This is a genomic window from Archangium sp., from assembly GCF_036388035.1.
Taxonomy (GTDB): domain Bacteria; phylum Myxococcota; class Myxococcia; order Myxococcales; family Myxococcaceae; genus Archangium.
The window spans coordinates 1-23,968 of sequence record NZ_DASVSO010000577.1; the positions used below are offsets into that span (position 1 = coordinate 1).

Annotated in this window: 18 protein-coding genes, 1 pseudogene and 1 riboswitch; of the genes and pseudogenes, 9 read left to right on the forward strand and 10 right to left on the reverse strand. The window is 70.6% G+C overall.

Translation table 11 applies throughout. The features are described 5' to 3' along the window. Positions 1 to 421 (reverse strand): annotated as a pseudogene (locus tag VF697_RS23345) (HPr kinase/phosphorylase); the annotation flags it as partial. A gap of 49 nt (positions 422 to 470) precedes the next feature. On the opposite strand from VF697_RS23345, the gene VF697_RS23350 reads away from it, so the two are divergent. Beyond that, positions 471 to 1,937 carry a hypothetical protein gene (locus VF697_RS23350; RefSeq protein WP_331098546.1) on the forward strand — a complete coding sequence of 489 codons (1,467 nt, stop codon included), beginning with the start codon at positions 471 to 473 and terminating at the stop codon, positions 1,935 to 1,937. Between the two features lie 62 nt (positions 1,938 to 1,999). After that, positions 2,000 to 2,344: a histidine triad nucleotide-binding protein gene (locus VF697_RS23355; protein WP_331098548.1), complete on the forward strand. Its 345-nt coding sequence runs from the start codon at positions 2,000 to 2,002 to the stop codon at positions 2,342 to 2,344. Between the two features lie 896 nt (positions 2,345 to 3,240). Here the strand turns inward: VF697_RS23355 and VF697_RS23360 are convergent. Together VF697_RS23360 and VF697_RS23365 are read right to left on the reverse strand one after the other, a co-directional pair. Next, positions 3,241 to 3,474, reverse strand: coding sequence for a hypothetical protein (locus VF697_RS23360; protein ID WP_331098550.1), 234 nt, complete (start codon positions 3,472 to 3,474; stop codon positions 3,241 to 3,243). Positions 3,475 to 3,523: 49 nt separating this feature from the next. Then, the gene (locus tag VF697_RS23365; RefSeq protein WP_331098552.1) at positions 3,524 to 5,587 is read right to left on the reverse strand and encodes a chloride channel protein; all 2,064 of its coding nucleotides are present in this window, start codon (positions 5,585 to 5,587) and stop codon (positions 3,524 to 3,526) included. 216 nt (positions 5,588 to 5,803) lie between these two features. On the opposite strand from VF697_RS23365, the gene VF697_RS23370 reads away from it, so the two are divergent. After that, complete coding sequence (locus VF697_RS23370) at positions 5,804 to 6,196, forward strand: hypothetical protein (RefSeq protein ID WP_331098554.1); 393 nt, start codon at positions 5,804 to 5,806, stop codon at positions 6,194 to 6,196. Here the strand turns inward: VF697_RS23370 and VF697_RS23375 are convergent. The 3 genes from VF697_RS23375 to VF697_RS23385 all read right to left on the reverse strand — a co-directional run bounded on the left by VF697_RS23375 (position 6,183) and on the right by VF697_RS23385 (position 10,764). Further along, on the reverse strand, positions 6,183 to 6,980 hold the full coding sequence (locus tag VF697_RS23375) for an ABC transporter ATP-binding protein (RefSeq protein ID WP_331098556.1): 798 nt from the start codon (positions 6,978 to 6,980) through the stop codon (positions 6,183 to 6,185). The genes VF697_RS23370 and VF697_RS23375 overlap by 14 nt on opposite strands. Before the next feature lie 22 nt (positions 6,981 to 7,002). Further along, a complete protein-coding gene (locus VF697_RS23380; RefSeq protein ID WP_331098558.1) occupies positions 7,003 to 10,107 on the reverse strand; it encodes a serine/threonine-protein kinase in 3,105 nt (1,034 codons plus the stop codon). 123 nt (positions 10,108 to 10,230) lie between these two features. Continuing rightward, positions 10,231 to 10,764 carry a hypothetical protein gene (locus VF697_RS23385; RefSeq protein ID WP_331098560.1) on the reverse strand — a complete coding sequence of 178 codons (534 nt, stop codon included), beginning with the start codon at positions 10,762 to 10,764 and terminating at the stop codon, positions 10,231 to 10,233. Between the two features lie 109 nt (positions 10,765 to 10,873). Between VF697_RS23385 and VF697_RS23390 the strand changes: the two genes are divergently transcribed. The 3 genes from VF697_RS23390 (at position 10,874) to VF697_RS23400 (ending at position 16,262) form a co-directional block, all read left to right on the forward strand. After that, positions 10,874 to 13,843, forward strand: coding sequence for a chemotaxis protein CheB (locus VF697_RS23390; RefSeq protein WP_331098562.1), 2,970 nt, complete (start codon positions 10,874 to 10,876; stop codon positions 13,841 to 13,843). Between the two features lie 66 nt (positions 13,844 to 13,909). Then, positions 13,910 to 15,565 (forward strand): ATP-binding protein, encoded by a 1,656-nt coding sequence (locus tag VF697_RS23395; RefSeq protein ID WP_331098564.1) that lies wholly within the window; start codon positions 13,910 to 13,912, stop codon positions 15,563 to 15,565. An 88-nt stretch (positions 15,566 to 15,653) separates the two neighbouring features. Next, positions 15,654 to 16,262, forward strand: a complete 609-nt coding sequence (locus VF697_RS23400) for a TIGR02265 family protein (RefSeq protein ID WP_331098566.1) — start codon at positions 15,654 to 15,656, stop codon at positions 16,260 to 16,262. A 97-nt stretch (positions 16,263 to 16,359) separates the two neighbouring features. On the opposite strand, the gene VF697_RS23405 is transcribed toward VF697_RS23400, so the two are convergent. After that, entirely contained in the window at positions 16,360 to 17,979 is a 1,620-nt protein-coding gene (locus tag VF697_RS23405) for a PAS domain S-box protein (RefSeq protein ID WP_331098568.1), read from the reverse strand. A gap of 334 nt (positions 17,980 to 18,313) precedes the next feature. Here VF697_RS23405 and VF697_RS23410 point away from each other — a divergent pair, with 334 nt between their 5' ends. Then, positions 18,314 to 18,919 (forward strand): TIGR02265 family protein, encoded by a 606-nt coding sequence (locus VF697_RS23410; RefSeq protein ID WP_331098569.1) that lies wholly within the window; start codon positions 18,314 to 18,316, stop codon positions 18,917 to 18,919. A gap of 12 nt (positions 18,920 to 18,931) precedes the next feature. Here VF697_RS23410 and VF697_RS23415 read toward each other — a convergent pair whose 3' ends face one another. The 3 genes from VF697_RS23415 to VF697_RS23425 form a co-directional block, all read right to left on the reverse strand. Continuing rightward, positions 18,932 to 20,614 carry an FHA domain-containing protein gene (locus VF697_RS23415; protein WP_331098571.1) on the reverse strand — a complete coding sequence of 561 codons (1,683 nt, stop codon included), beginning with the start codon at positions 20,612 to 20,614 and terminating at the stop codon, positions 18,932 to 18,934. A 202-nt stretch (positions 20,615 to 20,816) separates the two neighbouring features. Next, positions 20,817 to 21,509 (reverse strand): cell surface protein, encoded by a 693-nt coding sequence (locus VF697_RS23420; protein WP_331098573.1) that lies wholly within the window; start codon positions 21,507 to 21,509, stop codon positions 20,817 to 20,819. Beyond that, complete coding sequence (locus VF697_RS23425; RefSeq protein ID WP_331098574.1) at positions 21,506 to 22,816, reverse strand: hypothetical protein; 1,311 nt, start codon at positions 22,814 to 22,816, stop codon at positions 21,506 to 21,508. Before VF697_RS23425 ends, VF697_RS23420 begins: the two co-directional genes overlap by 4 nt. A gap of 140 nt (positions 22,817 to 22,956) precedes the next feature. Further along, a riboswitch (cobalamin riboswitch) is annotated at positions 22,957 to 23,172 on the reverse strand. 92 nt (positions 23,173 to 23,264) lie between these two features. On the opposite strand from VF697_RS23425, the gene VF697_RS23430 reads away from it, so the two are divergent. Together VF697_RS23430 and VF697_RS23435 are read left to right on the forward strand one after the other, a co-directional pair. Next, positions 23,265 to 23,516: a hypothetical protein gene (locus tag VF697_RS23430; RefSeq protein WP_331098576.1), complete on the forward strand. Its 252-nt coding sequence runs from the start codon at positions 23,265 to 23,267 to the stop codon at positions 23,514 to 23,516. Positions 23,517 to 23,522: 6 nt separating this feature from the next. Then, entirely contained in the window at positions 23,523 to 23,825 is a 303-nt protein-coding gene (locus VF697_RS23435; protein ID WP_331098578.1) for a hypothetical protein, read from the forward strand. The last annotated feature ends 143 nt before the right edge of the window (positions 23,826 to 23,968 follow it).

Below are 23,968 nucleotides of genomic sequence, written 5' to 3' on the forward strand. Positions count from 1 at the left end.
GACTGGCCGATGCGGTGAGCGCCTCCTCGAGGAAGCTCTGAACCTGTTGGATGAAGATCGAGGACATCAGCGGGGTCTTCATCAGCGCGAGCTGGGCGGTCTGGCAGGCCTCCATCAGCGACGCGGGTACCTCCAGGTCCTTGGTCACCACCACGCAGGCCAGCTCCTCCTGGAAGAGCGACTCCAGCACCTCGCGCTGCCTGTCCACGGGGAGCGTGAGCAGGTAGGAGATCTCCGTGTTGCCGAACACCTGGACCCGGTGCGGGTGGAGGTGCTCGGTGAAGCCCGTGAGTGCCAGTCCCGGCTTCTGGATGCGCGAGGAGTTGATGCGGCGTTGCAGCCCGCGCTCGCCCGCCACCAGGGTAAGCCGGAGGTCGTACTCGCGGTCCTCGAGGAGCTGGGAAACCCGGATTGAGTTCATCGGCAGGTGTGGAATATCACCCGCCGGACTTTTTGCGTGGTGAACCCTCATGTCCGCCCCCACTCCCCCCCCCGAAGCCCCCGCCGAGCGGCTCCTCGCCCGGACCGTCCTCGTGCTGGCCCTGGGGGTGGGAGCCGCACTCCGGGTGTGGACGGCCCTCACGGATGACGGCATCTACTGGCCGGACGAGGTCTTCCAGAGCCTGGAGCCCGCCCACCGGCTCGTCTTCGGGTACGGGATGCAGGCCTGGGAGTTCATCGAGGGGGCGCGCAACTGGGCCCTGCCGGCCCTGGTGGCGGTGCTGCTCAAGCTGTCCGCCCTGGTGGGCCTGGAGGGGCCCCGCGGGTACCTGGGGGTGACGCGCGGCGCCTTCGGGCTGCTGGGCGCCGCCACCGCCTGGGGCAGCTACCGGCTGGCACGGGCCCACGGTGCCTCGGCGCTGGCCTCGGCCGCGGGGGCCTCGCTCTTCGCGCTCGCCTCGGTGCCGCTCTACTTCGCCCCCCGGGCCATGAGCGAGAACGCCTCCGCGCCGGCGGTGGTGCTGGGGCTGGCGCTCGCGCTCGCGCCGGGGGCCTCGCGCCGCGCGGGGGTGGCCGGGGCCTCGCTGCTGGGGCTCGCCGTGCTGCTGCGCCTGCAGAATGGCGTCTTCTGCGTGGGCCTGCTCGCGGTGCTGGTGGCACGGCGCGACTGGCGCGCCGCACGCGAGGCGCTGGCCGTGCTCGCCGCGTGGGCCTTCCTCTTCGGGCTGCTCGACAGGCTCACCTGGGGCCGCTGGTTCCACTCGGCCCTCGTCTACCTGGACTTCAACCTCGTGCAGGGCAAGGCCGCCGCCTGGGGCACCGCGCCCTTCAGCTACTACGGCCGCGTCCTCTTGCGCTCCATGGGCGCCGTCACCGGGGTGGCCCTGGGGCTCTCGCTGCTCGCGGCGCGGCGCGCCCCGGGCCTGCTCGGCGTGGCCTTCGCCTTCTTCGTCCTCCACGCCCTGCAGCCGCACAAGGAGCTGCGCTTCCTCGTGCCCGTGCTGCCGCTGTTCGCCGCGCTCGCCGGCGTGGGGTTGGACGCGGTGCTGCGCCACCTGCCGCCCTCGCCCGTCCGGCTCGCCCTGCCGCTGGCGGTGGTGGCCGTGGCGGGCTTCTCCGGCATGCGCGCGGGGCTGCTCACCTTCGGGGACCTGGGCCAGTACGAGGACGTGAAGCCCCAGGCGAGCGCCTGGGATGACTCGGGCGCCATCAACCGCCTGCTCATCACCGCCGGGCGCCTGCCGGACGTGTGCGGGTTGAAGGTGGAGGCGGTGCACCTGGCCTGGACGGGGGGCTACAGCTACTTCCACCGGGACGTGCCGCTCTACGCCCACAACGGGCCGGCGCGCGAGTCCGGTCGCTACAGCCATGTCCTCACCCTGTCCGGGGCCGTGGGCAACGGCGAGCGGGTGGCCTCCGAGGGACCGTTCGCCCTCGTCCGACTGCCGAACACCCGCTGCGCTCCGGATCCCGCCTGGTCCTCGCGGCTCCCGTGAGCCAACGTTTGCCCCGGGAGAGCCTTTGCACTCCCGCACGGCGCTGCTAATCCGGGCCGCCTATGTCCGAGTGCATCTTCTGCAAGATTCGCGATGGCCGGATTCCCGCCAAGGTCGTCCTGCGCGACGAGCTGTGCATGGCCCTCGAGGACATCCATCCCCAGGCGCCCACGCACCTGCTCGTCATCCCGCTCCAGCACATCCCCACGGTGAACGACCTCACCGCGAACGAGCGCGAGGTCGTGGGCCACCTCTACCTCACCGCCGCGACGCTGGCCCGCCAGCGCGGCATCGCCGACAGCGGCTACCGGCTGGTGATGAACACCCACCGCGATGCCGGGCAGACGGTGTTCCACATCCACCTGCACGTGCTCGGTGGACGCCCCATGGAGTGGCCGCCGGGATAGCTCGAAGCCGCGCGTGTCTGGCGCGGAAGCTCAATAGTCCGGCTTGCACGTCCAGGGCTCGGAGTCGGAATAGCGTTCGCACTTGTAGTGGGGCGCGCACATACCTGGGACATCTGGCTCACACGACTTGCGGCAATACCGCATGTGGCAGATGAATCCCTCGGCGCAGGAAGGCCCGTCCCCACCACACGGCTCGACGCACCCCATCCAGACCTCTCCCTGACGTATCGAAGGGGCATGGACGAAGCATCGTTGCCCTCCGGCGCAGGGAGTCTGCTGGCAATTCCGCCCGTGGATTTCCGCGCACCTGGAGACACCCCCGTCGAACCTGACACACTGCTGCGCCTCGGGACACGGCCGACCCTCGCACGAGGGAAGACAGGAGGGTCCATCGGACCCCTCGCGGCAGAAAAAGCCCTCTGGACAGCTCGCGGGCTCACCCAGCTGGCACGGGCGACCGCACCACCCCTGGCAGAGAAGTCCGCTCGCACATCCCGACTCGCGAGTGGCGGGCATCTGCTTGCACGTCTCGCCCTCCTCCCGCACACCCACGAGCGCACAGGCACGAACCCAGACGCCCTCGTCCTCTGTCTCCATCGAGCGGCAGACGAAGCCTTCCGGGCAGTGCCGATCCGTCATGCATCTGCTGTCGGTGCAGTATCTCGCCATCGCTCGCGGATTGATGAAGCACCCGAGCGGAGGCTCACAGTCCTCTCCCTTCCGGCAATTGCGCTCGTAGGTCATCAAGCTCCGGCGCTCCTCGTTCGAGAGCATGGGGGCCGTCCTCGGACTTGAAGAGCCCCGCGGCACTCCGCCGTCCTTCGCCGTGTACAGCAGCCAGACCAACGGTACCGGCAGGAGAAGGCCCAGCAGAACGGCCAGTCGCGTACGCCACTTCATGGGTACTCGAACTGGCAGGCCGGTGGGCACTCCGACACGTCCCAATCCTCGGGCTCAGCACAGAGCTCGAACCATTGCTCCGGACCGATATGGCACCGCTGCTGCCGCAGCCGCTCTTGGATGTCCTTCTCCAGGGCGCGGTCGATGGTGCCTCCTCGACCCCACGTGTGCGGGCACCCCGTCCCAAGCGCGAGAAGCAACATCACGATGACCGCGAGGCGCCAGCCCATGCATCCTCTCTACTTTAGAGCTGAGAACCGAAGGGTACCCTCTCCCCCCTCAACGCGGAATCTCCGTCGCGGTGAAGGCCGGCTCGGTCCTCGCCGTCTTGCGCCGCGCGCCCTCCAGGAAGCGCTCGAGCCCCGTGCGCGTCACCACCCCCACCTGCCCCTCTCCTTGGATGGGAAGTGCGTCCACGGCCTGCGCGTCCATGATCGCCAGCGCATCCGCCAGTGACGTATCCGGCGACACCGGGCGCGCCAGGTCCGCCAGCGCCGCCACCGTGGCCTCACCTCCCGCGCGCCGCCAGCGCTCGCCCAGCGTGCTCGCCGTCACCACCCCCAGCAGCTGCCCGTCCGCCCCGAGCACCGGCAGCGCCGACACCGGCGCGGTGAGCAGCCGCTCGCGCAGCACCGAGGCTGGCAGCCCCGGGCCCACCGGCTCCACCCACACCACCAGCGCCCGCACCGGCGAGCGCCGCAGCGCGTACACCTCCCCTCCCGCCCTGCGCTCCACCAGCGCGTGGCACAGCGCCGAGGAGAGGGTGCACGTCACCATCAGCGGCAGGATGATGGCGTAGTTGCCGCTCAGCTCGTACACCATCATCAGCCCCGTGAGCGGCCCGCGCGTCAGCGCCGCCACCGCCCCGCCCATGCCCACCATGGCGTAGGCGCCGCTCGGCGCGGTGATGCCCGGCATGGCCGCGTGCAGCAGCTCGCCGAAGGCACCTCCCGCCAGCGCCCCCATCACCGTCGTGGGGAAGAACGTCCCGCCCGAGCCCCCCGAGCCCAGGGTGAGCGACGTGGCCACCAGCTTGAGGAGGAAGCCCGAGGCCAGCAGCGTCAGCGGCAGCGCCCGCGCCGCCGCGTCGTTGATGTACTCGTGCCCCGTGCCCCACACCACCGGGTGCACCAGCGCCAGGCACCCCACCAGCAGGCCTCCCAGCGCCGCCCGCAGCGGCATGGGCTGCCGTCCCAGGAAGGCGCTCAGCCGCCCCGGCTTCTTCCCATGGAAGAAGTCCTCGACGTCGTGCATGGCCCGGATGAAGGCGTACGCCAGCAGCCCCGTCACCAGCCCCAGCACCGCGTAGAAGACGATCTCCCAGCCGCTCACCATGGTGTAGGCCACGCGGCGGATCATCGAGGCGCTGCCCATGACGCCCCGGCCCACCATGGTGGCCGTGACGCAGGCGAGGATGATGGGGGAGAAGACGCGCAGCTGGAGCTCGCGCAGGATGATCTCCATCGCGAAGATGGCCCCGGCGATGGGGGCGTTGAAGGAGGCGGCGATGCCCGCGCCCGCGCCGCTCGCCAGGAGGATGGACAGCTCGCGCCGGGAGAAGCCCAGCGTGCGCCCCACCGCCGAGCCGAACGCCGCGCCTCCGCAGACGATGGGACCCTCGCGCCCGGCCGAGCCGCCCGTGCCGATGGTGATGGCGCTCGCCACCAGCTTCAACACCCCGTCCCGCGCGGGCAGCAGCCCCTCGCGCTCCACGGCCTTCACCACCTCGGGCACGCCGTGGCCATGCGTCTCGGGGCGGTTGCGCAGCACATGGCCCACCAGCGCGCCCCCCAGCGCGGGCAGCAGGGGAACCAGCCAGAAGGGCAGATGCTGGAGCGCGCGCCCCATGTTCTCCATGTGCCCCAGCACCGAGTTCACCGCCGCCAGCGCCACCAACGGGTAGTAGAGCGACAGCCCCCCGAGCACCAGCAGGCCCAACACCTCCAGCCGGCGCTTCACCTCATCTCTCGGACCCCCGGGCAGGATGATGCGCGAGAGCACCAGCCCGCCCAGCCCCAGCGGGACGCCGACGATGAGGTACTCGGGGTGCCAGCTCGCCTCGGCGAAGGCCTGGGTCAGCTCCAGCCGGGTGTCGGACCGTGGCCGCAGCGCGTCCACCAGGCGCGGGAAGCCGAAGGCCAGGCCACTGACGAGCGCGATGAGGTTGGCGAAGAGGCCCGCGGCGAGGCCGGCATAGAGGCCCACCACCGCGCCCGCCACCGGCAGCACCGAGGGGCCCGGCAACCGGATGCGGTTGGTGGCCGCCAGCAGCATCAGCAACCACCGATGCCAGTCCACCCCGCGTCGGCCCGGTGTCCCGCTCACTTCGGAAGAGGAGTCCATCTCCGCGACACGCGCCTCGAGGTCAAAGGCGTCACCCTCGCATGCCCGCGCACGCCGGTGGCCCCCCTTCTGGCAGGGGCCTTCGGCCAGCGGACACTGCGCCCGGTCAGCGGGGACGGCCGGGCGGGCGAGCGCTCTCCCCCGCCGTGGTCGCTCTCCGCTCCATCCCTAACTTCCATGGACAGCAGGGTACGGATTTTCGTCAGGAGAGAGACGATGAAGCGCGCTTTGGGATGGACGATCGTTCTGGGGATGGGCGCGGCGCTCGCCACGGGTTGCGTCTCCCGGCAGGAGGAGGGGGCCAAGCAGGTGGGCGCGCCCTACACACCCATCCAGCAGAAGTACAAGAGCCCCTCCGCCTCGGAGGCGGAGAGTGGCATGGGTGGCTCCGGCCAGAGTCAGTCCAGTGACCAGCTCGCCATGCCCGACCACTGGCAGGACCACCCCGCGGACTCCAACCGGGAGAACTCGAACCGGGACAACGCGGGGGTCTACACCCTCAGCCGGCCACAGGCAGTGCCCAAGGAGCGGCAATCGGCGCCGCTGGGCGTGGGCGGAGGCGTGGACTCGGCCAGGACGATGGCCCGGGAGCAGCTCAAGTCCTACTGACGCGACCTGGGCCCGCGCGCGGGGCGAACAGGCGCGCTCCCGAGGGCGCGCTCGCCATCTCCATGGGCACCCCATAGAGGGCCTCGAGCCGCTCGCGCCGCAGCACGTCCGTCGCGGGACCGCTCGCCAGCACGCGCCCGTCGCGCAGCAGCAGCACATGGGTGGCGAAGGCCGCCGCGAGGTTGACGTCGTGGAGCACCGCCACCGCGCCCAGGCCCGCGTCCACCCGCATGCGCACCCGCTCGAGCGCCCCCACCTGGTGGGCCACGTCCAGGAAGGCCGTGGGCTCGTCCAACAGCAACAGCTTCGGCTGCTGCGCCAGCCCCCGCGCCAAGAGCAGCATGCGGCGCTCTCCGCCGGACATCGCCTCGCAGGAGCGCTCCGCCAGGTACGCCACCCCCAGCTCCGCCAACACCTCCCGCGCCAGCGCCTCGTCGCTCGCCGAGGTGAGGCCCCACAGGCCCAGGTGCGGGCTGCGCCCCATCAGCACCAGCTCCAACCCGCTGAAGCCCTCGGCCGCCTCGAAGGTCTGCGGCACCCACGCCACCTGCTGGGCGAGCGCCCGCGCCTCCCACTCCCGCCGCTCCCGTCCCAGCAGCTGGATGCCGCCGCGCGTCCACGGAAGGCCTCCCAGCACCCCGCGCAGCAGCGTGCTCTTGCCCGTGCCGTTGGGCCCGAGCACCGCCCACAGCTCTCCGGTCCGCACGGTGCAGTCCACCCCGTGCAGCACGGGCACGGGCCCATAGCCGGCGCTCAAACCCTGGATGTCGAGGAGCGTGTCCACGGCGCGTCCGGAGGGGCTCGGGCTACTGGCCGCCCACCTTCTTCTTCAGGATGTCCCGGCGCAGCGCCTTCACGTTGTTGAGCAACTGGCCGTCCTCGGTAGCCCCCATGCCCGCCATGTCGGCCTTGAGGTCCTCGTAGCGGGTGCAGAGCAGATCCAGGTTCTCGCACGCGACGACCTTGTTGAGCGCCAGGAAGGCACTCTTCGTGCGCGCCCACTCCTTCTGCAGGGTCGACTGGTAGCGAGAAGAGGTGCGCTTGCGCAGTTGCGACGTGCGCTTGGTGCTGGTGGACGGCGACGCCTCCGGCGGGGGCGTGAGCGGAGCGATCAGGGCCGAATCCACGACCGGGTCGACCACGGCGGGGGCCGTGTCCGGGGCCGGGTCCGTGTTCGTCTCCGGAGCCGTCTCCGCGGCCGCCTCGGGAGCAGCGGGGGCCACCGCGAGCGCCTCGGGCTGAGCCTCGGCGATCATCCCCGCATCCAGTTGAGCGGCTTGCGCCTCCGGAGAAGCTGTCGCTCCGGCCGTCGCCGGGTCCACGGGAGCCATCGGTGCGGCGTCCGCCGAGGGCGGGGAATCCGTCGGGGCCGCGGCCTCCAGGGCGGCGGGCTCCGTGGGAGCTGGAGCCGGAGCGGTAGCGGGAGGCGTGGAGGGCTTCGGCTCCGGAGGCTGGGCCGCCCTGGTCGCCGGAGGGGCCAGGGGCCGCGCGGGCGGAGGCTTCACCACCGGTTCCGGATTCTGCTGCACGAAGAAGGCCATGGCCCCCACGCCAGCGCCCAACAGCAACAGCCCGATGCCCAGGGCGAGCCACAGCCCCGGCCGCCCCGGCCGCGTGGGCATGGGCGTGCGCTGGGTCACCTCACGGGGTGAGGGCGGGAGGGCGTCCTCCTCGTTCGGAGCACTGACCTCCGCCTCACTCCCCCGAGGGGCGACCGCCGCCAGCTTCGAGGAAGTCGTCGAGCGCGCGGGGACGGCGGGCATGCCCGTCGACGTCACGCGGCGGCGCACCACACGGCCGCCGGGCCGCGACCTGCCGCTCTGCGACACCTCCTCCTGCTCCTCCGGGCGCGCGGGCGACTCGTCGAGCACTCCGCGCTGCGGGTTGCCCTGGCGGTACACGTCCGACAGGGACACGCGCGGCTGCGTGTCGTCATGAGATGGAAGCGGCAATTGGATGCGCGGGTGCGTGTCCTCCAGGCGCACGTCCACCGCCACCTCGTCCGGTTCCTCGAGCGCGACGCCGGGCACGACGTCGTACTCACCGGAAACCTCCTCCGGGGCCGACACGTCCCAGGCGGGCAGCGGCTCCTCGGGCCGCGCCTCCGGGAGCTCCCAGGCGGCGGCCTCCACTCCGGCTGGCACCGGGGGCGCTAGCCCATTGTCCCGCGACGACTCGATGGCGGACAGGTCCTCGTCCGCGGCGAGTGCCTCCGACCAGGCGGGAGTGTCCTCGATGGGCACCTGGGAGATGTCCATCATGGGAGGCGCCTGCGTCCCTCCAGGCCCGGAGGACACCGGCAGCTCGCGTGTCGGCGTGAGGCCGATCGACAGCGGCGGGGAAGCCGTCGGCGTGGCACGTGGGGCGGCGGCCCGGAGCGTCGCGGAGGACACCGGCACCTCGCGCGTCGGCGAGGTGGAGCCGGGCTGCGCGCCCGCCTGCGCCGCCAGGGCCCGCCGGACATCGGAGCTCAGCTCCGGGGTCACCAGCGGAGGAGCGGTGGGCGCGGGAATGGGCCGCGGCGACGTCGGCACACGCGGCGCGACAACACCGCCCTGCGATGAGGCGGGGGGCGGCGCGGGACTCCGGGGCGCGGAGGCCGCGGGAGGCTCCTCGAGGCCAGAGAACTCCACCGTGGGCGGGCCCATCATCGGCGAGGGACGACCGCGCGCGGACTCCTCGACGGACTCCACGGTGACGGCGGGTCGCGTGGGCTCGTCCACCGCGGCCCGGCGCGTCTCGTTGTCGTCCCCCACCGGACCGCCCTCGCGCGTGCGCGGCGTGGGCCGGAAGGAGAGCGGCTCGACGGCGCCATCCAGGCGGATCGTCTTGGGCGGCAGGGTCGGAATGGGCCTCGGGGGCGCTCCCTCCGGCATGCCGATCACCACGGGCTCCGGCTCGGGCGGACGCCCCACTTCCTTGAGGCTCGCGAGCAGCCGCCGCTCGGACTGGTAGTCCGAGGCGAAGAGCTCGTGCATGTACCGGCTGACGCTCTCCGGGCCCGAGGACGGGTCCAGCTCCAGCAGGCAGCCGTTCAGCTTGCCCCGCAGCTCCTCCGCCGACTGGAAGCGCTGCGAGGGCTCCACCGCCAGGGCCCTCATCACCAGCTGCGCCACCGTGGGCGGCAGCGACGGCACCACCTCGCCCAGCGGGGGGATGCTCGGATGGCCCACGGTGGACATCAGCTCGCCGGGAGGCAGCAGGTCGAAGGGGTTCCTCCCGGCGAGGAGCTCGTAGAGGCACAGGCCCACCGCGTACAGGTCGCTGCGCCTGTCCACCGGCTGGTGCCGCGCCTGCTCCGGCGACATGTAGAGGAACTTGCCGAGGATGATGCTCGGGTTCGTCTTGGCCGCGCTCAGCCGGCTCTTGGCCAGGCCGAAGTCGATGACCTTCACCTCCCCCTCGTAGGAGATGAGGATGTTCTGCGGCGAGATGTCCCGGTGGACGAGGTTCAGCTCCCCCTCGTCATCGCCCTTCTTGCGGTGCGCGTAGGCGAGCGCGTCCAGCACCCGGCCCATCACGAAGAGCACGAAGGTGAGGGGCAGCGACATCTGCCTGTCGCGCGCGCGCGCCGCCACCTTGCGCAGGTCCTTGCCGTCCACGTGCTCGAGGGCCATGTAGGCCTCGCCCTCGTTGAGCCCCATGTCCAGCACCTGCGCGATGGAGCCGTGCGACAGCTTCACCAGCGTGCGCGCCTCGCCCACGAAGCGCTCGACGAACTCCGGGTCCGCCGCCAGCTGCGGGAGGATCTTCTTGATGACGCACAGCTTCTCGAAGCCCTGCACGCCCTCCAGCCGCGCCAGGAAGATCTCCCCCATGCCGCCGGTGGCGAGCTGGGACAGCAGCGTGTAACGGCCGAAGGGAACCGGCCGGAACGGGCGCAGTCGAGCGGGCGAGGACGACGTGTTCATGCCGGACGCGGGGCGATCATGCTCGGGAGGAGGGCAGCCATGCTCTCATTGTTCCGGGTCCGAGCGCGAGTCCACCCCCTCATCCTACACCATCCCCCCTCAACGCACACCTTCCCTCGCCCGTCAGCCGAGGGCGAGCAGCACGAGCAGCACCTGCTCGGCGGGGGTGAGCTTCTGGAAGTCCTCGGGCAGTCCGACCGTGACGGGACCCGCCAGGAGGCTGTCGCAGCTGCGCGGGCCCTCGTAGCGGCCCCCCACGGGCTGCAGCCGGTAGGTGCACCCGTTGAGGTAGACGTAGAGCTCCTTCGGGCTGAGCCGCACCTTCGCGGGGCCGCGGAGGAAGCCTCCCTCGCCGAGGAGCGCTCCGCCCTCCGTGCGGGCCTTCAGGTTCACCGGGACGCCGCCGATGTGCCCGGACACCTGGTCCTGCTTCAACGAGAGCATCGCCACTGAGCCGAAGGCCCGCCCCCGCACGTTCGTGGGGGTCCAGCTGAGCTGGAGGTGGTTGGCGACGATGTTTCCGTCGCTCAGGCGCACGTTGTAGGCCGCCTGGGGCAGGCGCACGGCGATGGCCGGCTCGGTCGGGGCGCCAACAGCCCCTCCTCCCGCCAGCAACCCGATTCCCAACATGAGACGGACGAAGCGTGGGGTTCTCATGCCGGGAAACATAGCGCCGCGCCCCTGGCCCGGCACGAAGCGCGGGTGGCAGCCCTCCTGGGAGTCCCGGTGGTAAAGGGGGCGCAGCAGGTGCCGCGACGAGGGGCCCGTGAGGAAGAAACAGCCAGCCAGGAAGAGCCGGAGCGCGTCCGGTGAGGGCGTGACGGAGCGCCTCCCCCACCCGGAGCGCTTCCCCGTGGTGGGGATTGGCGCCTCCGCTGGAGGACTGCCCGCGCTCCAGCTCCTGCTCGAAGCCCTGCCTCCCCACCTGGGCATGGCCTTCATCATCGTGCAGCACCTGTCGCCCGACCACGAGAGCCTCCTGCCCGCCCTCCTGGGCTCGCGGACGAGCATGCCCGTGCTCGAGGCCCGGGAAGGGCTGGCGCTCGCGCCCGACCACGTCTACGTCAGCCCGCCCGGCATCCGCCTGACGCTCCAACGGGGCACGCTGCACCTCGACAAGCGCCGGCGAGCCCCCGGCAGACTTCACCTCATCGACGACCTGCTGGGCTCCCTGGCGGAGTCGGCGCCGGGCCGGGCCCTCGGCATCATCCTCTCCGGGACGGGCACGGACGGCACCCGCGGCCTGCGGGCCATCCGGAGCGCCGGAGGCACCACCTTCGCCCAGGAGCCGGCCTCGGCGCGCTTCGACGGCATGCCCCGGAGCGCCATCGACGCGGGCGCCGTGGACCAGGTCCTGCCGCCCGAGGGCATCGCGGCGGCCCTGGCCCGGCTCGCCTCCAGCACCTCCGTCGCGCCCCCCGCCCCGCCCTCCTCCACCGGCGGCCCGGAGCAGGAGCTCGCCCACGTCTTCCACCTGCTGCGCGCCACCACCGGCGTGGACTTCACCCACTACAAGCCGAGCACCCTCCAGCGGCGCCTCGGCCAGCGCATGCGCCTGAGCGGCTCGGAGCGGCTCGCCGACTACATCCGCTACCTGGAGGAGCACCCCGCGGAGCGCGAGGCGCTCGGGCAGGACATGCTCATCCACGTGACGAGCTTCTTCCGGGACCCGGAGGCCTTCGAGTCCCTCCAGCGGCACGCCTTCCCCGAGCTCTTCCGCGACCGGCCCTCCGGACAGCCCTTCCGGCTGTGGGTGCCGGGCTGCGCCACCGGCGAGGAGGCCTACTCGCTCCTCATCTGCCTGCTGGAGTACCTCGGCGAGGACGCCGCCACCACCTCCATCCAGGCCTTCGGTACCGACCTGAGCGAGCAGGCCCTCGCCCAGGCCCGCTCCGGCCTCTACCCCGCGTCCATCACCGCCGACGTCTCCCCCGAGCGCCTGCGCCGCTTCTTCGTGCGCGCCAACGGCGGCTATCAAATCCACAAGTCCCTGCGCGACCTGTGCATCTTCGCGCGGCAGAACGTGGTGAGCGATCCACCCTTCTCCCGGACGGACCTCATCAGTTGCCGCAACGTCCTCATCTACCTGGACTCGGTGCTGCAGAAGAAGGTCCTGCCCACCTTCCACTACGCCCTCAACCCCGGCGGCCACCTGCTGCTCGGCACGTCCGAGACGGTGGGCGCCTCGGCGGAGCTCTTCTCGCTGGTGGACCGGCGGCACAAGCTCTACCGCAAGAAGCCCACCTCCTACCGGCCCCGCCTCGCCTTCACCTACCGGGAGCCCACGGCGGAGCGACACGGGGAGTCGCGCCAGCGGCCCAAGGCAGGCCTCCTGGAGGAGGATCCGCAGCACGAGGCGGACCGGCTCGTCCTCGCCCGGTACGGCCCCCCGGGCGTCATCATCAACGACGCGATGGAGATCCTCCACTTCCGCGGGCATACCGGCCCCTACCTCGAGCCGCTGCCTGGAGCCGCGAGCCTCAACCTGTTGAAGATGGCGCGCGAGGGCCTGGCGCTGGAGCTGCGCTCGGCCATCCGCCAGGTGCGGCAGAGCACCCGCCGGGTCCGCAAGGAGCGGGTGCGGGTCTCCGGGAAGGAGGGCGAGCGGCGGATCCACCTCGAGGTGAACCCGCTGCGGGCCGCCTCGGGCGCCAAGGAGCACTACTACCTCGTCCTCTTCGAGGAGGCGACGGAGCCTCCCGCCCCGGCCGCGGCCCCGAAGGGCAAGGCCCGGGCCGCCCAGGCCCCGCGCGCCACCACCCGCCAGGAGGTGGAGCGGCTGCGCGAGGAGCTGCTGACGGCCCGCCAGCACCTGCAGACGCTGCTGCAGGAGCAGGAGGCCTCTTCCGAGGAGCTGCGCGCCGCCACCGAGGAGACCCAGTCGAGCAACGAGGAGCTCCAATCCACCAACGAGGAGCTGGAGACGGCCAAGGAGGAGCTCCAGTCCACCAACGAGGAGCTCATCACCCTCAACGAGGAGCTGCAGAACCGCAACCTGGAGCTGAGCCAGCTCAACAGCGACCTGAACAACCTGCTCGGCAGCACGCAGATCGCCACCGTCATGCTGGGCAATGACCTGCGCATCCGCCGCTTCACCCCCATGGCGGAGAGCGTGCTGGGACTCACCGCCTCGGACGTGGGCCGCCCCCTGCGCGAGCTGCGGCTGCGCATCGACCTGCCCGACCTGGAGCGGGTCGTCTCGGAGGTCACCGACCAGCTCACCCCCTTCGAGCGCGAGGTGCATACCCGCGACGGGCACTGGTTCTCCTTGCGGCTGCGCCCCTACAAGACGCTGGACAACAAGCTCGACGGCGCGGTGATGACGCTGCTGGACATCGACCGGCTCAAGCACAGCCTCGAGGACACCCACCAGGCCCGCGAGTACGCGGAGGCCATCATCGAGACGATGCACGAGCCCTTCCTCGTCCTGGACAGCCACCTGCGCGTGCTCACCGCCAACCGCGCCTTCTACGAGTCCTTCCAGGTGACGGAGTCACGAACCGTGGGCCTGCCCGTCTACCAGCTCGGCAACGGCCAGTGGGACATCCCCGGGTTGCGGCACCTGCTGGAGGAGATCCTCCCGGAGAACACCCGGTTGCGGGATTACGTGGTGGAGCACGACTTCGACACCATCGGCCGCCGACGCATGCGGCTCAATGCCCGCAGGCTCTCCAGCCAGGAGTCGCGCACCCAACGCATTCTGCTCTCCATGACGGACGTCACGGCGGGGGCATAGGCTTCGCGCTTCGAATGGAGGATAGGATGTCCTGACCACGCGTCCATGTTGAGCGTGGGGAGCCACATGCCTGACTATGCGAGCCTTTCCCGTACCGAGCTGGCGCGGGCGCTGGAATCCATCGAGTCCACGCCTGTCGCACCGGACGAGCTGAAACGCCTGCTTCGGGAGCTGCAACGCCACCAGCTCGAGCTCGAGCTGCAGAACCGTCAGCTCCGGGAGGCCCAGCAGGAGCTGGAGGAGTCGCGCGCCCGCTACGTGGACCTCTACGACTTCGCACCCGTGGCGTGCATGAGCCTGGATGCCCGGGGCTGCATCCGCGAGCTCAACCTCACGGGGGCCGCGCTGCTGAAGCGGGACCGCCCCCACCTGCTCGGCCAGCCCTTCCTCCCCTTCGTGGAGCCGCGGGACGTGCCCCGCTTCCTCCAGCACGTGCGCCAGTGCTTCGCGGGCGAGCCGATGATCACGGAGCTCGCGCTGCGGGTGAAGGAGCAGCGGCTCGTGGCGCGGCTCCACGGCGCTCCCGTCCTGGGGGGGCAGCCAGACGAGCACCTGTGCCGCACGGCCCTCCACGACGTCACCGAGCTGCGGCAGATGCAGTACCGGCTGAGCCTCACCGAGCGGATGGCCACCGTGGGCACGCTCGCGGCGGGCGTGGCCCATGAGATCAACAACCCGCTCGCCTTCCTGCTGGGTCAGCTCGAGCTCGCCGAGCGCCAGCTGCGGCAATGGCCCGCGTCCGAGCCCCTGGAGTCACTCCGCACGACGCTGGGAGAAGCCCGGGTGGGCGCCGAGCGCGTGAGCACCATCGTACGGGACCTCGGCACCTTCTCCCATCCCGAGGCGCGCCCCATGGGCCCCCTCGACGTGTTGGAGGTGCTCGACCTGTCCGTGAAGATGGCGATGGGGGAGCTCCGCCACCGCGCCCGACTCGTGCGCGACTACCGGAAGGTCCCGGACGTCCTCGCCGACAGCTCCCGGCTGGGTCAGGTGTTCCTCAACCTGCTGGTGAACGCGGCCCAGGCGATTCCCGAGGGCCACGCGGACCGCCATGAAATCCGCCTCCGGGTCCGGGCCGAAGCGGGGAGCGTGGTGGTGGAGATCCACGACACGGGGCAGGGCATCCCCGCGGAGCTGCTCGGCCGCATCTTCGACCCGTTCTTCACCACGAAGCCGGTGGGCCAAGGCACGGGGCTCGGTCTGTCCATCACCCACGGGCTGGTGACGGCGCTCGGGGGTGAGCTCACGGTGGAGAGCGAACCGGGACGGGGCAGCGTGTTCCGCGTCCGCCTCCCCGGGGCGCCGGTGCAAACCGCGAAGACCCCTCAGCCCCTCCCCACGCCACTCGAGGCGCCTCGGCGGGGCCGGATCCTCATCGTGGACGATGAGCCCATGTTCGCCCAGACGCTCAAGCTCCTGCTGGGGATGGACCACGACGTCGAGGCCCTCCTGGAGGCGCGTGAAGCGCTGGCCCGGCTGCGGAACGGCGCCAGCCACGACGTCATCCTGTGCGACCTGATGATGGCGGAGATGACCGGGATGCAATTCCACGAGGAGCTCTCGCGCGTCGCCCCCGAGCTGGCCCGGCGCGTCATCTTCATGACCGGTGGCGCCTTCACGCAGAGTGCCCGCGACTTCCTGGCGCGGGTGCCCAACCCCTGGCTCCTCAAGCCTTTCAAACCGGGGGAACTCAACGCGCTGCTCGCCCCGTTCCTCCAGTAGCCACGCCGGGACGACTCGGCGATATGCTGTTGCGCGCACTCGGCCGGGTGGGGGTCCTCCTCGTCAGTCGGGACCGACGGGAGAAGGCATGGGGAGTGACGAGCAGTCCCTGGAGTTCTGGCTTCAGGACCTGGAGCGGCGCCAGGCCCTCGCGAAGCCGGAGCACATCATGCGCGGCTTCTTCTTCAAGGGCATGTTGAAGAGAGTCCGGATCTCCTCGGGGGACGAGACGCTGGAGCGGCGCTGCCTGGAGGCCTGTGGCCAGGAGCACTTCGTGGACTTCTTCAGCTACTCCGTCCAGCTGCTGTTCTCCATCCTCTTCACCGCGCTGCCCACGCTCACCGAGCGGCATGGCGGCGCGGAGGCCGCGCTGCGGCAGTTGGGGCAGCAGTCCTCCCTCGACTTCCTGGAGTCCGTGACCGGCAAGGCGATGATGCTGCTGGCGCAGGGACGCCCCCGGCTGTTGCTCAGCAGCATGCCCACCGCCTTCCGCGTGGCGATGAGCCATGGAGGGGGCAAGGTGGAATGGCTGGAGCCGACCCGGGGGCGGCTCACCGCGGAGTGCAGCTTCGTGCCCCCCCCGTTCCATGAGGGGCTGGTGCAGCAGATGCTCGAGGCGGGGCAAGCCCAGGACCTCCACGTCAGCGCCCGCTCCACGGGAGCGCTCGACGTGGTGTGTGATTTTTCCTGGAAGTGAGCGCCCCACGCTTCAGCGCACGCCGGACATCCTGAAGGCGCCTCCCGTCAACGAGCAGGATGACGCGTTGGCTGGAGTCATGCATGACCGTGTCTCCTCAAGTGCGGGGGGGCGAGCCGGGAGCGGGCGGAGTGCCGGCGGGCTCGTGGAGGGTGAAGTAGAAGGTGGCGCCCCGGTCGACCCGGCCCTCGCCCCAGATGCGGCCCCCGTGGCGCCGCAGGATGCGCTGCACGGTGGCGAGCCCCACGCCGTTGCCCTCGAACTCCTGCTGCGTGTGCAGGCGCTGGAAGACGCCGAAGAGCTTCTGCTGGTACGCCATGTCGAAGCCGGCCCCGTTGTCCCGGACGAAGTAGACGCGCCCGACCCCGCTCTCCGCCGGGAGCGTGCCGAACTCGAGCTCCGCCATCGGCCGCTCGCGGGTGAACTTCCAGGCATTGCCCAGCAGGTTCTCGAACACCAGGCGCAGCAGCTGGGAGTCCCCGCGGTCCACCAGTCCGTCCTGGAGGGTGAAGCGCACGGCGCGCTCGGGCTGCCAGCGCTGGAGCTGCTCGGAGACGGAGCGCGCCAGGGCGGACAGGTTGACGTCCGTCTCCACGAACTCGGTGCGGTTGACGCGCGAGAGCGCGAGGATGCCGTCGATGAGCTCGGACATCCGCTGCGAGGAGGCGCGGATGCGCTGGAGGTAGTCCAGGCCCATGGCGTCCAGCTTGTCCGTGCAGTCCTCGGCCAGCGCCAGGGTGAAGTTGGAGATGCTGCGCAGCGGGGCGCGCAGGTCATGGGCCACCGAGTAGGCGAAGGCCTCCAGCTCGCGGTTGGAGAACTCGAGCTGGGCGGTGCGCTCGGCGATGCGGCGCTCCAACTCCGCGTTGAGCTGGCGCACCTGCTCCTCGGCCTGGCGGCGTTGGGTGATGTCGATGACGATGGCCAGCGCCCCGAGGTAGTGGCCGTCATCATCCAGGAGGGGACACGAGGAGATCATCGTCCAGACGGACGTCCCGTCCTTGCGCTTGAGCCGGAAGTCACCCACGAAGGAGCTCTTGCCCTGGTCGCGCTGCACCTGGAGCGCCAGGTCGGAGCGGGCGTGTTCGTCCTGGGAGATGAACTCCAACAGGGGCCTGCCGATGATCTCCCCGGTCGTGTAGCCCAGCAGGGTGGCCGCGTACTGGTTGACATAGGTGGTGCGCTTCTCGGCGTCGATCATCCAGAGGCCTTCCTGGGCGGCCTCCACGATGCGCTGGAAGCCCTGCTCGGTGCGGTGCCGCTCGGCCTCGGCCTGACGCTGCTCGTGGATGTCACGCAGGTTGACGACGGCCCCCAGGAGGTTTCCCTGGCCGTCGCGCACGGGCCTGGCGCTCGCGTGGAAGTGCCGGCCCTCCGGAATGGCGGCATTGCGGACGAAGAAGTCCCCCGCGGGCGGCTCCTCGCCCAGGACGGCGCGGTACAGCGGGAGCTTCTCGGCGGGACACATCGTCCGCCCGTCCGAATAGAAGATGCCGTACCGCTCGCTCCACGCCGTGGGACTGGCGTCCGTGACTCCGGCGCCGAGCAGCCTTTGGGCCTGCTCGTTCATGTAGATGAGGCGGCCCATCGCGTCGGCGACGCCCAATCCCTCGGAGGAGTTGTCGAGGATGGCACGCAGCAGGGGCTGATACGGCGCCTGGAAAAGGCTTTCGGCCAGCTCATCGGTAGAAGGCTTTGGGAGAGGCGAGGCTGTCATGGGGGGCGAAGGACTGTCGTCGCGGGAGGGGTTCAGGGATGAGGACGTCTCACTCCTCCGGACACGCTCTTGAATCGTTGATGAACATACCAATACCCGCTTCAAAGCGTCATCAGGAATACAAAACTCCCCGAGACGCTTGCTTGCCGCTTGACTCACACGCGCTGAGGTTTGCCACGAGAGGAGCAGAAGTGCCGCGCGAGGCAATGCCACGGCTGTAGAGTGTTTGCCTCAACTGCGTATAGGGCTTGTTGATAGCTATTGGGTGCGCGCAACGGCTTCAATCGATGACATTCGGCTCGAGCAGGGTCGGACGGCACTGGCGGGAGAAGACATGGAGCGGAGCGAGCAGCCCCTGGAATTCTGGCTCCAGGACCTGGAGCGGCGCCGGGCCTTCGTGAAGCCCGAGCACACCATGCGCGGCTTCTTCTACAAGGGCATGCTGGGGAACATCCGGACCCTGGGGGACGAGGCGCTGGTGAAGCGCTGCCTGGAGGCCTGTAGCGAGGAAAGCTTCGTGGACTTCTTCAGCTATTCCGTCCAGCCGCTGTTCCTCATCCTCCTCACCGCGCTGCCCACGCTCGCCGAGCGGCATGGTGGCGCGGAGGCCGCGCTGCGGCAGATAGGGCGGCAGGCCTCCATCGACTTCCTGGAGTCCGTGGCCGGCAAGGCGATGGTGCTGCTGGCCGGGAGCAACCCCAGGATGTTGATCAACAACGTGCCCGCCGCCTTCAACGTGGCGATGAGCTATGGAACGGCCCGGTTGGAGTGGACGGGGCAGACCCGAGGGCGTCTCCTCACGGAGTACAGCTTCGTGCCCCCTCCGTTCCATGAGGGAATGGTGCAGCGGCTCCTCGAGGCGGGGCGGGCCCAGGACATCCACGTCAGCGCGCACGCCACGGGAGCGCTGAACGTGGTGTGTGAATTTTCCTGGAAGTGAGCGCCCCGCCCTTCAGCGCACGCCGGGGTTGGTGAGCTGGGGGATGTCCTCGTCCACCACCTCGAAGGCGGCGACCTTGTCGCGAGGCGGGCGGATGAGGCGCTCGCCCAGGGGCATGGTGTCGAAGCGGGCACCGATGACGGCCAGCGTCTTGCCGGTGATGAGCACCTGACCGGGCATGGCGGTGCCCGCCAGCCACGAGGCCACGTGCACCCCCTCGCCCACCGCGGTGTACGAGGGGCGGGACTCGGGGCCCACCAGGCCCACCAGGGCGCGGGTGGTATTGATGCCGATGCGCAGCTCGCACCGCTCGTCCATGGGACGGCGGGCCATGTAGCGCTCCCAGTCCTGGCGCAGGGCGAGCGCCGCCCGCACCGCGCGCACCGCGTCGTCGGGCTTGGCGTAGGGCGCGCCGAAGAGGGCCCGCAGCGACTCGCCGACGAAGGCCTCCACCGTGCCCTCGTAGCTGAAGATGAGCCCGCCCAGGTGCGAGTGGAAGTCGTTGAGCAGCGCGGTGGCGCGCTCGGCGCCAATGCGGGGGCACAGCGCGCCGAAGCCGACGAGCTCCGCGTGCACGAGCGTCACGTTGCGCTCCTCCAGCTTGGCCTGCTTGCCGCCCGTGCGCTGGAGCTCGGTCGCGCGCCGCTCCGCCATGTCCGGGGCGTGGAAGCGCTCCAGGTGGTGGCGCAGCGACTGCACGGGCGAGGCGGCGGAGAACTTCTGCACGCCGGTGGCCACCAGGTGCGCCACGGCGGTACAGGCGTCGAGCATGATCTCCAGCTCGGTGTCGTTCTTCGCCGAGGTGTTGACGTAGAGGACACCGGCGAAGGGAGCCTCGAGCCCGATGGGGATGCAGAGCACCCGGTCCACGCCGTAGAGGATGACGCTCTCGCGCCCGGCGAAGCGCCGGTCATCGCGCACGTCGCCCACCACGAGCGCACGGCCGTGGCTCAGGGCCTCCTCGACGATGGCATCGGAGACGGGCACCTCGCCCTTGGCGAGCTTGCCCCGGTGGCGCACGGCGGCGGGCACCATCACCCCGGTGGGGTGACGCAGCAGCACCACGGCGGTGGTGGCGTCGATGCGCTCGAGCACCCGGTCCATGGTGGCCTCGAGGAAGGCCGTCTGGCTCGCGGAGGTGGCGAGCGACTCCGCGATGTGGAAGAGGAGGACGAGCGTCTCGTACGCGCCGCGGGGAGCGGTGGGCGGCGTCGGCGTGATGGGGGCCGCGGCGGTGGGGCCGTCGAAGGGGTTGAAGGAGAAGTTGTCGAGCGCCCGCAGCAGATCCACGCTCTTCACGTTCTTGGCGAGGATGACGGAGGGCGCCACGTCGTCGCCGTGACCGAAGCGGCGCACGCCACCGGCGCCCAGGTCCACCATCTCGGTGGTGGCGTTCTCCACCTGGTTGGGCTGGCGCACCGAGAGGGTGTTCTCTCCCAGGGAGACGGTGTCGCCGGGTTGCAGCTCCGTGCCGCCGGTGAGGGGCGTGCCGTTGACGCGGCTGCCGTTGCGGCTGCCGAGATCCTCGATGCGCAGGGTGTCCCCCGCCACCACGAGGCGGGCGTGTCGTCGCGAGACGAGGTCGCCTCCGAGAACGATGTCGTTCTCATCCGCGCGGCCGAGGTGCGTGACGCCCTCCGGCAGCTCGTAGGCGGTATCAAAATAGCCCGGACCGTTGATGATGATCTGCCACATCGCGGCGCGCAGACTACACGACCGGCCCCTCGTTCGCGCGTGGGCGGAGAGAAGGGGCCCGAATCGGGTGGCGATTGACACGCGGAGTCAAAAACGGCCGGGTGTCGGGACACCCACGGGCCGCCTCCGCGCCGTCAGCGCGGGCGATGGACCCAGAGCGAGTCCGCAACGGACGGGTCCGAGGGAGGTCGGGGCATGCGGCTCACCGCCACTCGCAGACGGGCGAGCCGTTCACCACCGAGATGGCGTCCAGGTCGAACCCACCGGAGGTGAAGCCGTAGGTGTTGGCCCCGCTGTCCCGGATGCGGACGAAGCGGGCCCGGGCCACACCGAGCGTGGCCAGGTCGAAGCCATCGCCGCCCGCCACGGACGGATCCGTGGCGCTGAGGCCGTTCTCCGGCGAGGAGTTCACGGGCTTCACGCCCGCGCAGCCGGGGTAGCCCCCGGCCCGGTTCGCGGCGGCGCAGGGGAACTCGTGCCACGTCTGGCCGTCCTCGCTGACCGCGACCACGCCCGTCTCCGCGAAGTTCGCGAAGGCGTTCTCGAAGACGAGCAGGTCCACGCCGGGCCCATCCACCGCGCCGAGGGTGAGCTCCAGCACGATCTCCCCCTGCTTGCCGAGGGAGAGCACGTCCAGCGAGCCCATGCCGGCGCCAGTCCCGTGGGGAGGCCCGAGCACGATGTCCGGGTAGCCGTCCCGGCCGAAGCCGGCGTCCTCGCCGGGCTTGAAGGACACCACCCGGGTGGCGAAGGGGTTGTACTCGACCGAGCACACCGGAGGCTGGGCGGGCGGGGGGCTCTCCGCCTCGGAGGGACCCCCGCAGCCCACGGCCAGCAGCGGCAGGACGAGGCAGGCGCTCCAGCGCGCCCAGGTGCCGTGCGTGTTCATGGTCATTGCAGCTTGAGGCGGACGAGCCGGCGGCCGTTCTTGTCCGTCACGCCGATGAGCAGGTCATCGCCCAGGGGCGCCATGAGCACCACGTTGGTGCAGGCGTTGCCGCTGGTGAGCACGGTCTCGAGGTCGCCCGGGGTGACGGACCCGGGGGTGATGCCGCCCACCGTCAGCGCGATGCGCGAGATGTCCTGGGTGCTCGTATAGGTCCCGCGCTGCAGCACCACGCCTTCGCCAAAGGCCGCGACATCCTTGAGGACGAGGTTCGGGAAGTCGTTCTCCGCATAGATTTGCGGCGCATGGGTGTCGGTGAGGGCGAACGTCGTCCCGGCCGTGAACTCGGGCGTGTACGTCGCGGGAGCCACGGCGCGCAGGAAGTTGGCGTAGTTCTTCGAGGTGTCGCTGTACCCGAGCACGGCGACCCCGTTGGTCGTCACCGCTGTGAAGCCACTGGAGACGGTGGAGACCGGGAAGGTGGCCAGCTTCGAGCCCTGGAACGGCCTGCTCCCCGTCTTCAAGGCGTAGATGGCATTGCCGCTCTCGTTCGACCCCGCGAGCCCCTGGGCGTTGATGAGGAAGCCCCCGTTGAGGCCGGCGGCCGAGAAGTTGCCGTTGGCCGCGAGATAGGTGGAGTCGGCCGGAGTGGCCGTGTCGTACACCAGCACCGAGCCCGGGGTATTCGTGAAGTCGCCCGCCTTCGTGTAGCCGGCGAGCAGCCGGGTGCCATCGTTGGTCAGGAAGCCGTTCGGATACTTGGTGATGGTGGCGTCGCGATCCGCCTCGGCGTAGATGCTCTGGAGGGGCGCGCCGCCCAGGGCGATGTTCGGCCAGGTGCCGAGCGCGTAGATGTCCGTGCCGCGCAGGCCGTAGAGCTTGAACTCGGCGCCACTCTGGACGGCCGTCACCGCGCCGATGCCCTCGGGAAGCGGGGCCGTCTCGGTGGCGGCGGCGAGGGCCGTCTGGAGCTGCAGCGTGCCGAGCTTCGGATCATGCGGCGCGCTCGCGCACGCGCCCGCGTCGGTGCCCGCATCCGTGCCCGCGTCGGTGGTGCCCGCATCGGGGGTGCCGGAATCCGGGGTGCCGGAATCCACCGGCTCGGTGCCCGCGTCGGGGGTGTTGTCGCGCACCACGCAGCGCGAGTCCTCGCAGGCGTACCGCTTGCCCGCGCCAGGGTCGCCCTTGCTGTTCTGGCAGTCCATCCGGTCCACGCACTCCGTCTCGCAGCCGGTGACCAACAGCCCCAGCGCCAGGGCGCCCAGGGCCACTCCGAAACGGCCGAACCACCGCGACCCCATCGTCTCCGTCTTCATCTCGTCCTGCTCCTCGCCCCCTCGGGCGCATTGCCTTCGAGAGGGAGCGGGAGCGGGATGCGGCGTGGGCACGGCCTGACAGCGGACGCACACGGCGACGCATCCGCTGCCTCCCCTCGGAGGCCTCGGTGTGTCCGTGCACAGGGCACGGGTCCTCGGCAGGTTTTCGGACTCACAGGCGCCAGGGTCTCGCGGAGAGACCCCTTCCTACTGGCCGTCGCTTCCCAGCCCCCGGAGGGCCAGTGCTTCCTGACGGCGTTCGTTCCTGTTCACCGCTGCGGGGCAGTCCCGGATTCGCACCGGGTTCCCTCGAGTCCCCCACCACCGGTGGAGGAACCGAAGACGGGGCGCGGGATATGGCGACAGGAGGGGTTTGTCAAATGCTCCGAGAGGCGGAGGCGGGATTCGAACCCGCCGCTTGGAGCCTCCGGCAAGACGGGGTGCGAGTTTGGCCCTAGCGCGAGGGTCACCCCAGGTCGCGGTGCGCTACCTGCGCAGCTCCTGGGGCGAGCAGTTCGTCCAGCAGGTCTACAACCAGTACGAGCTGAAATACCCCATCATCGACAACATTACCGAGGAGATGACGGGGGTGAAGTACGCCATCGCCAAGGAAAATGCCGGCGGTGCCGTCACGGGAGTGCGGAAGTTCTTCAAGTCGGAGGGGCTGGGGAAGCTCATCCAGACGCTGACGGACGAGTAGCTCCAGGTGCTGTGCGACAAGCGCTACAGCCAGGAGCTGGCGGAGGCGAAGAAGGCCAAGCGTAGGCCAGTCCTGGTCTGCCCGACGACGTCCCTGGGCGCCGTCGCGGAAGGAGTCTTCCTGTTCTCCGTCCAGACGCAGCAGCTCCGCCAGGTCAAGGTGATCAACACAGGCGCTTGGCAGCGCGTGGTCTCGCCCGCCTGGCTCAATCTGGAGCTCGGTGCTGCCCTCCCGGACGACGGGCCGAGGGCCCACTCGGTCTCCTCCAGGGCGATGAGGCGGAGCCTCTCGCGCTGCTGCTCCGCCTGACGCTTCTCGTCGTTGCCACGGGCGATGGCGACCGCCGACACGAGCCCCCCAGGACGGCGAAGACGAGCATGGCCCAGCCCCGGGGCGTGAGGTGGGCCAGGCCCTGCTTCGCATCATCGGTCGTCTTGCCAAGGATTCCGATG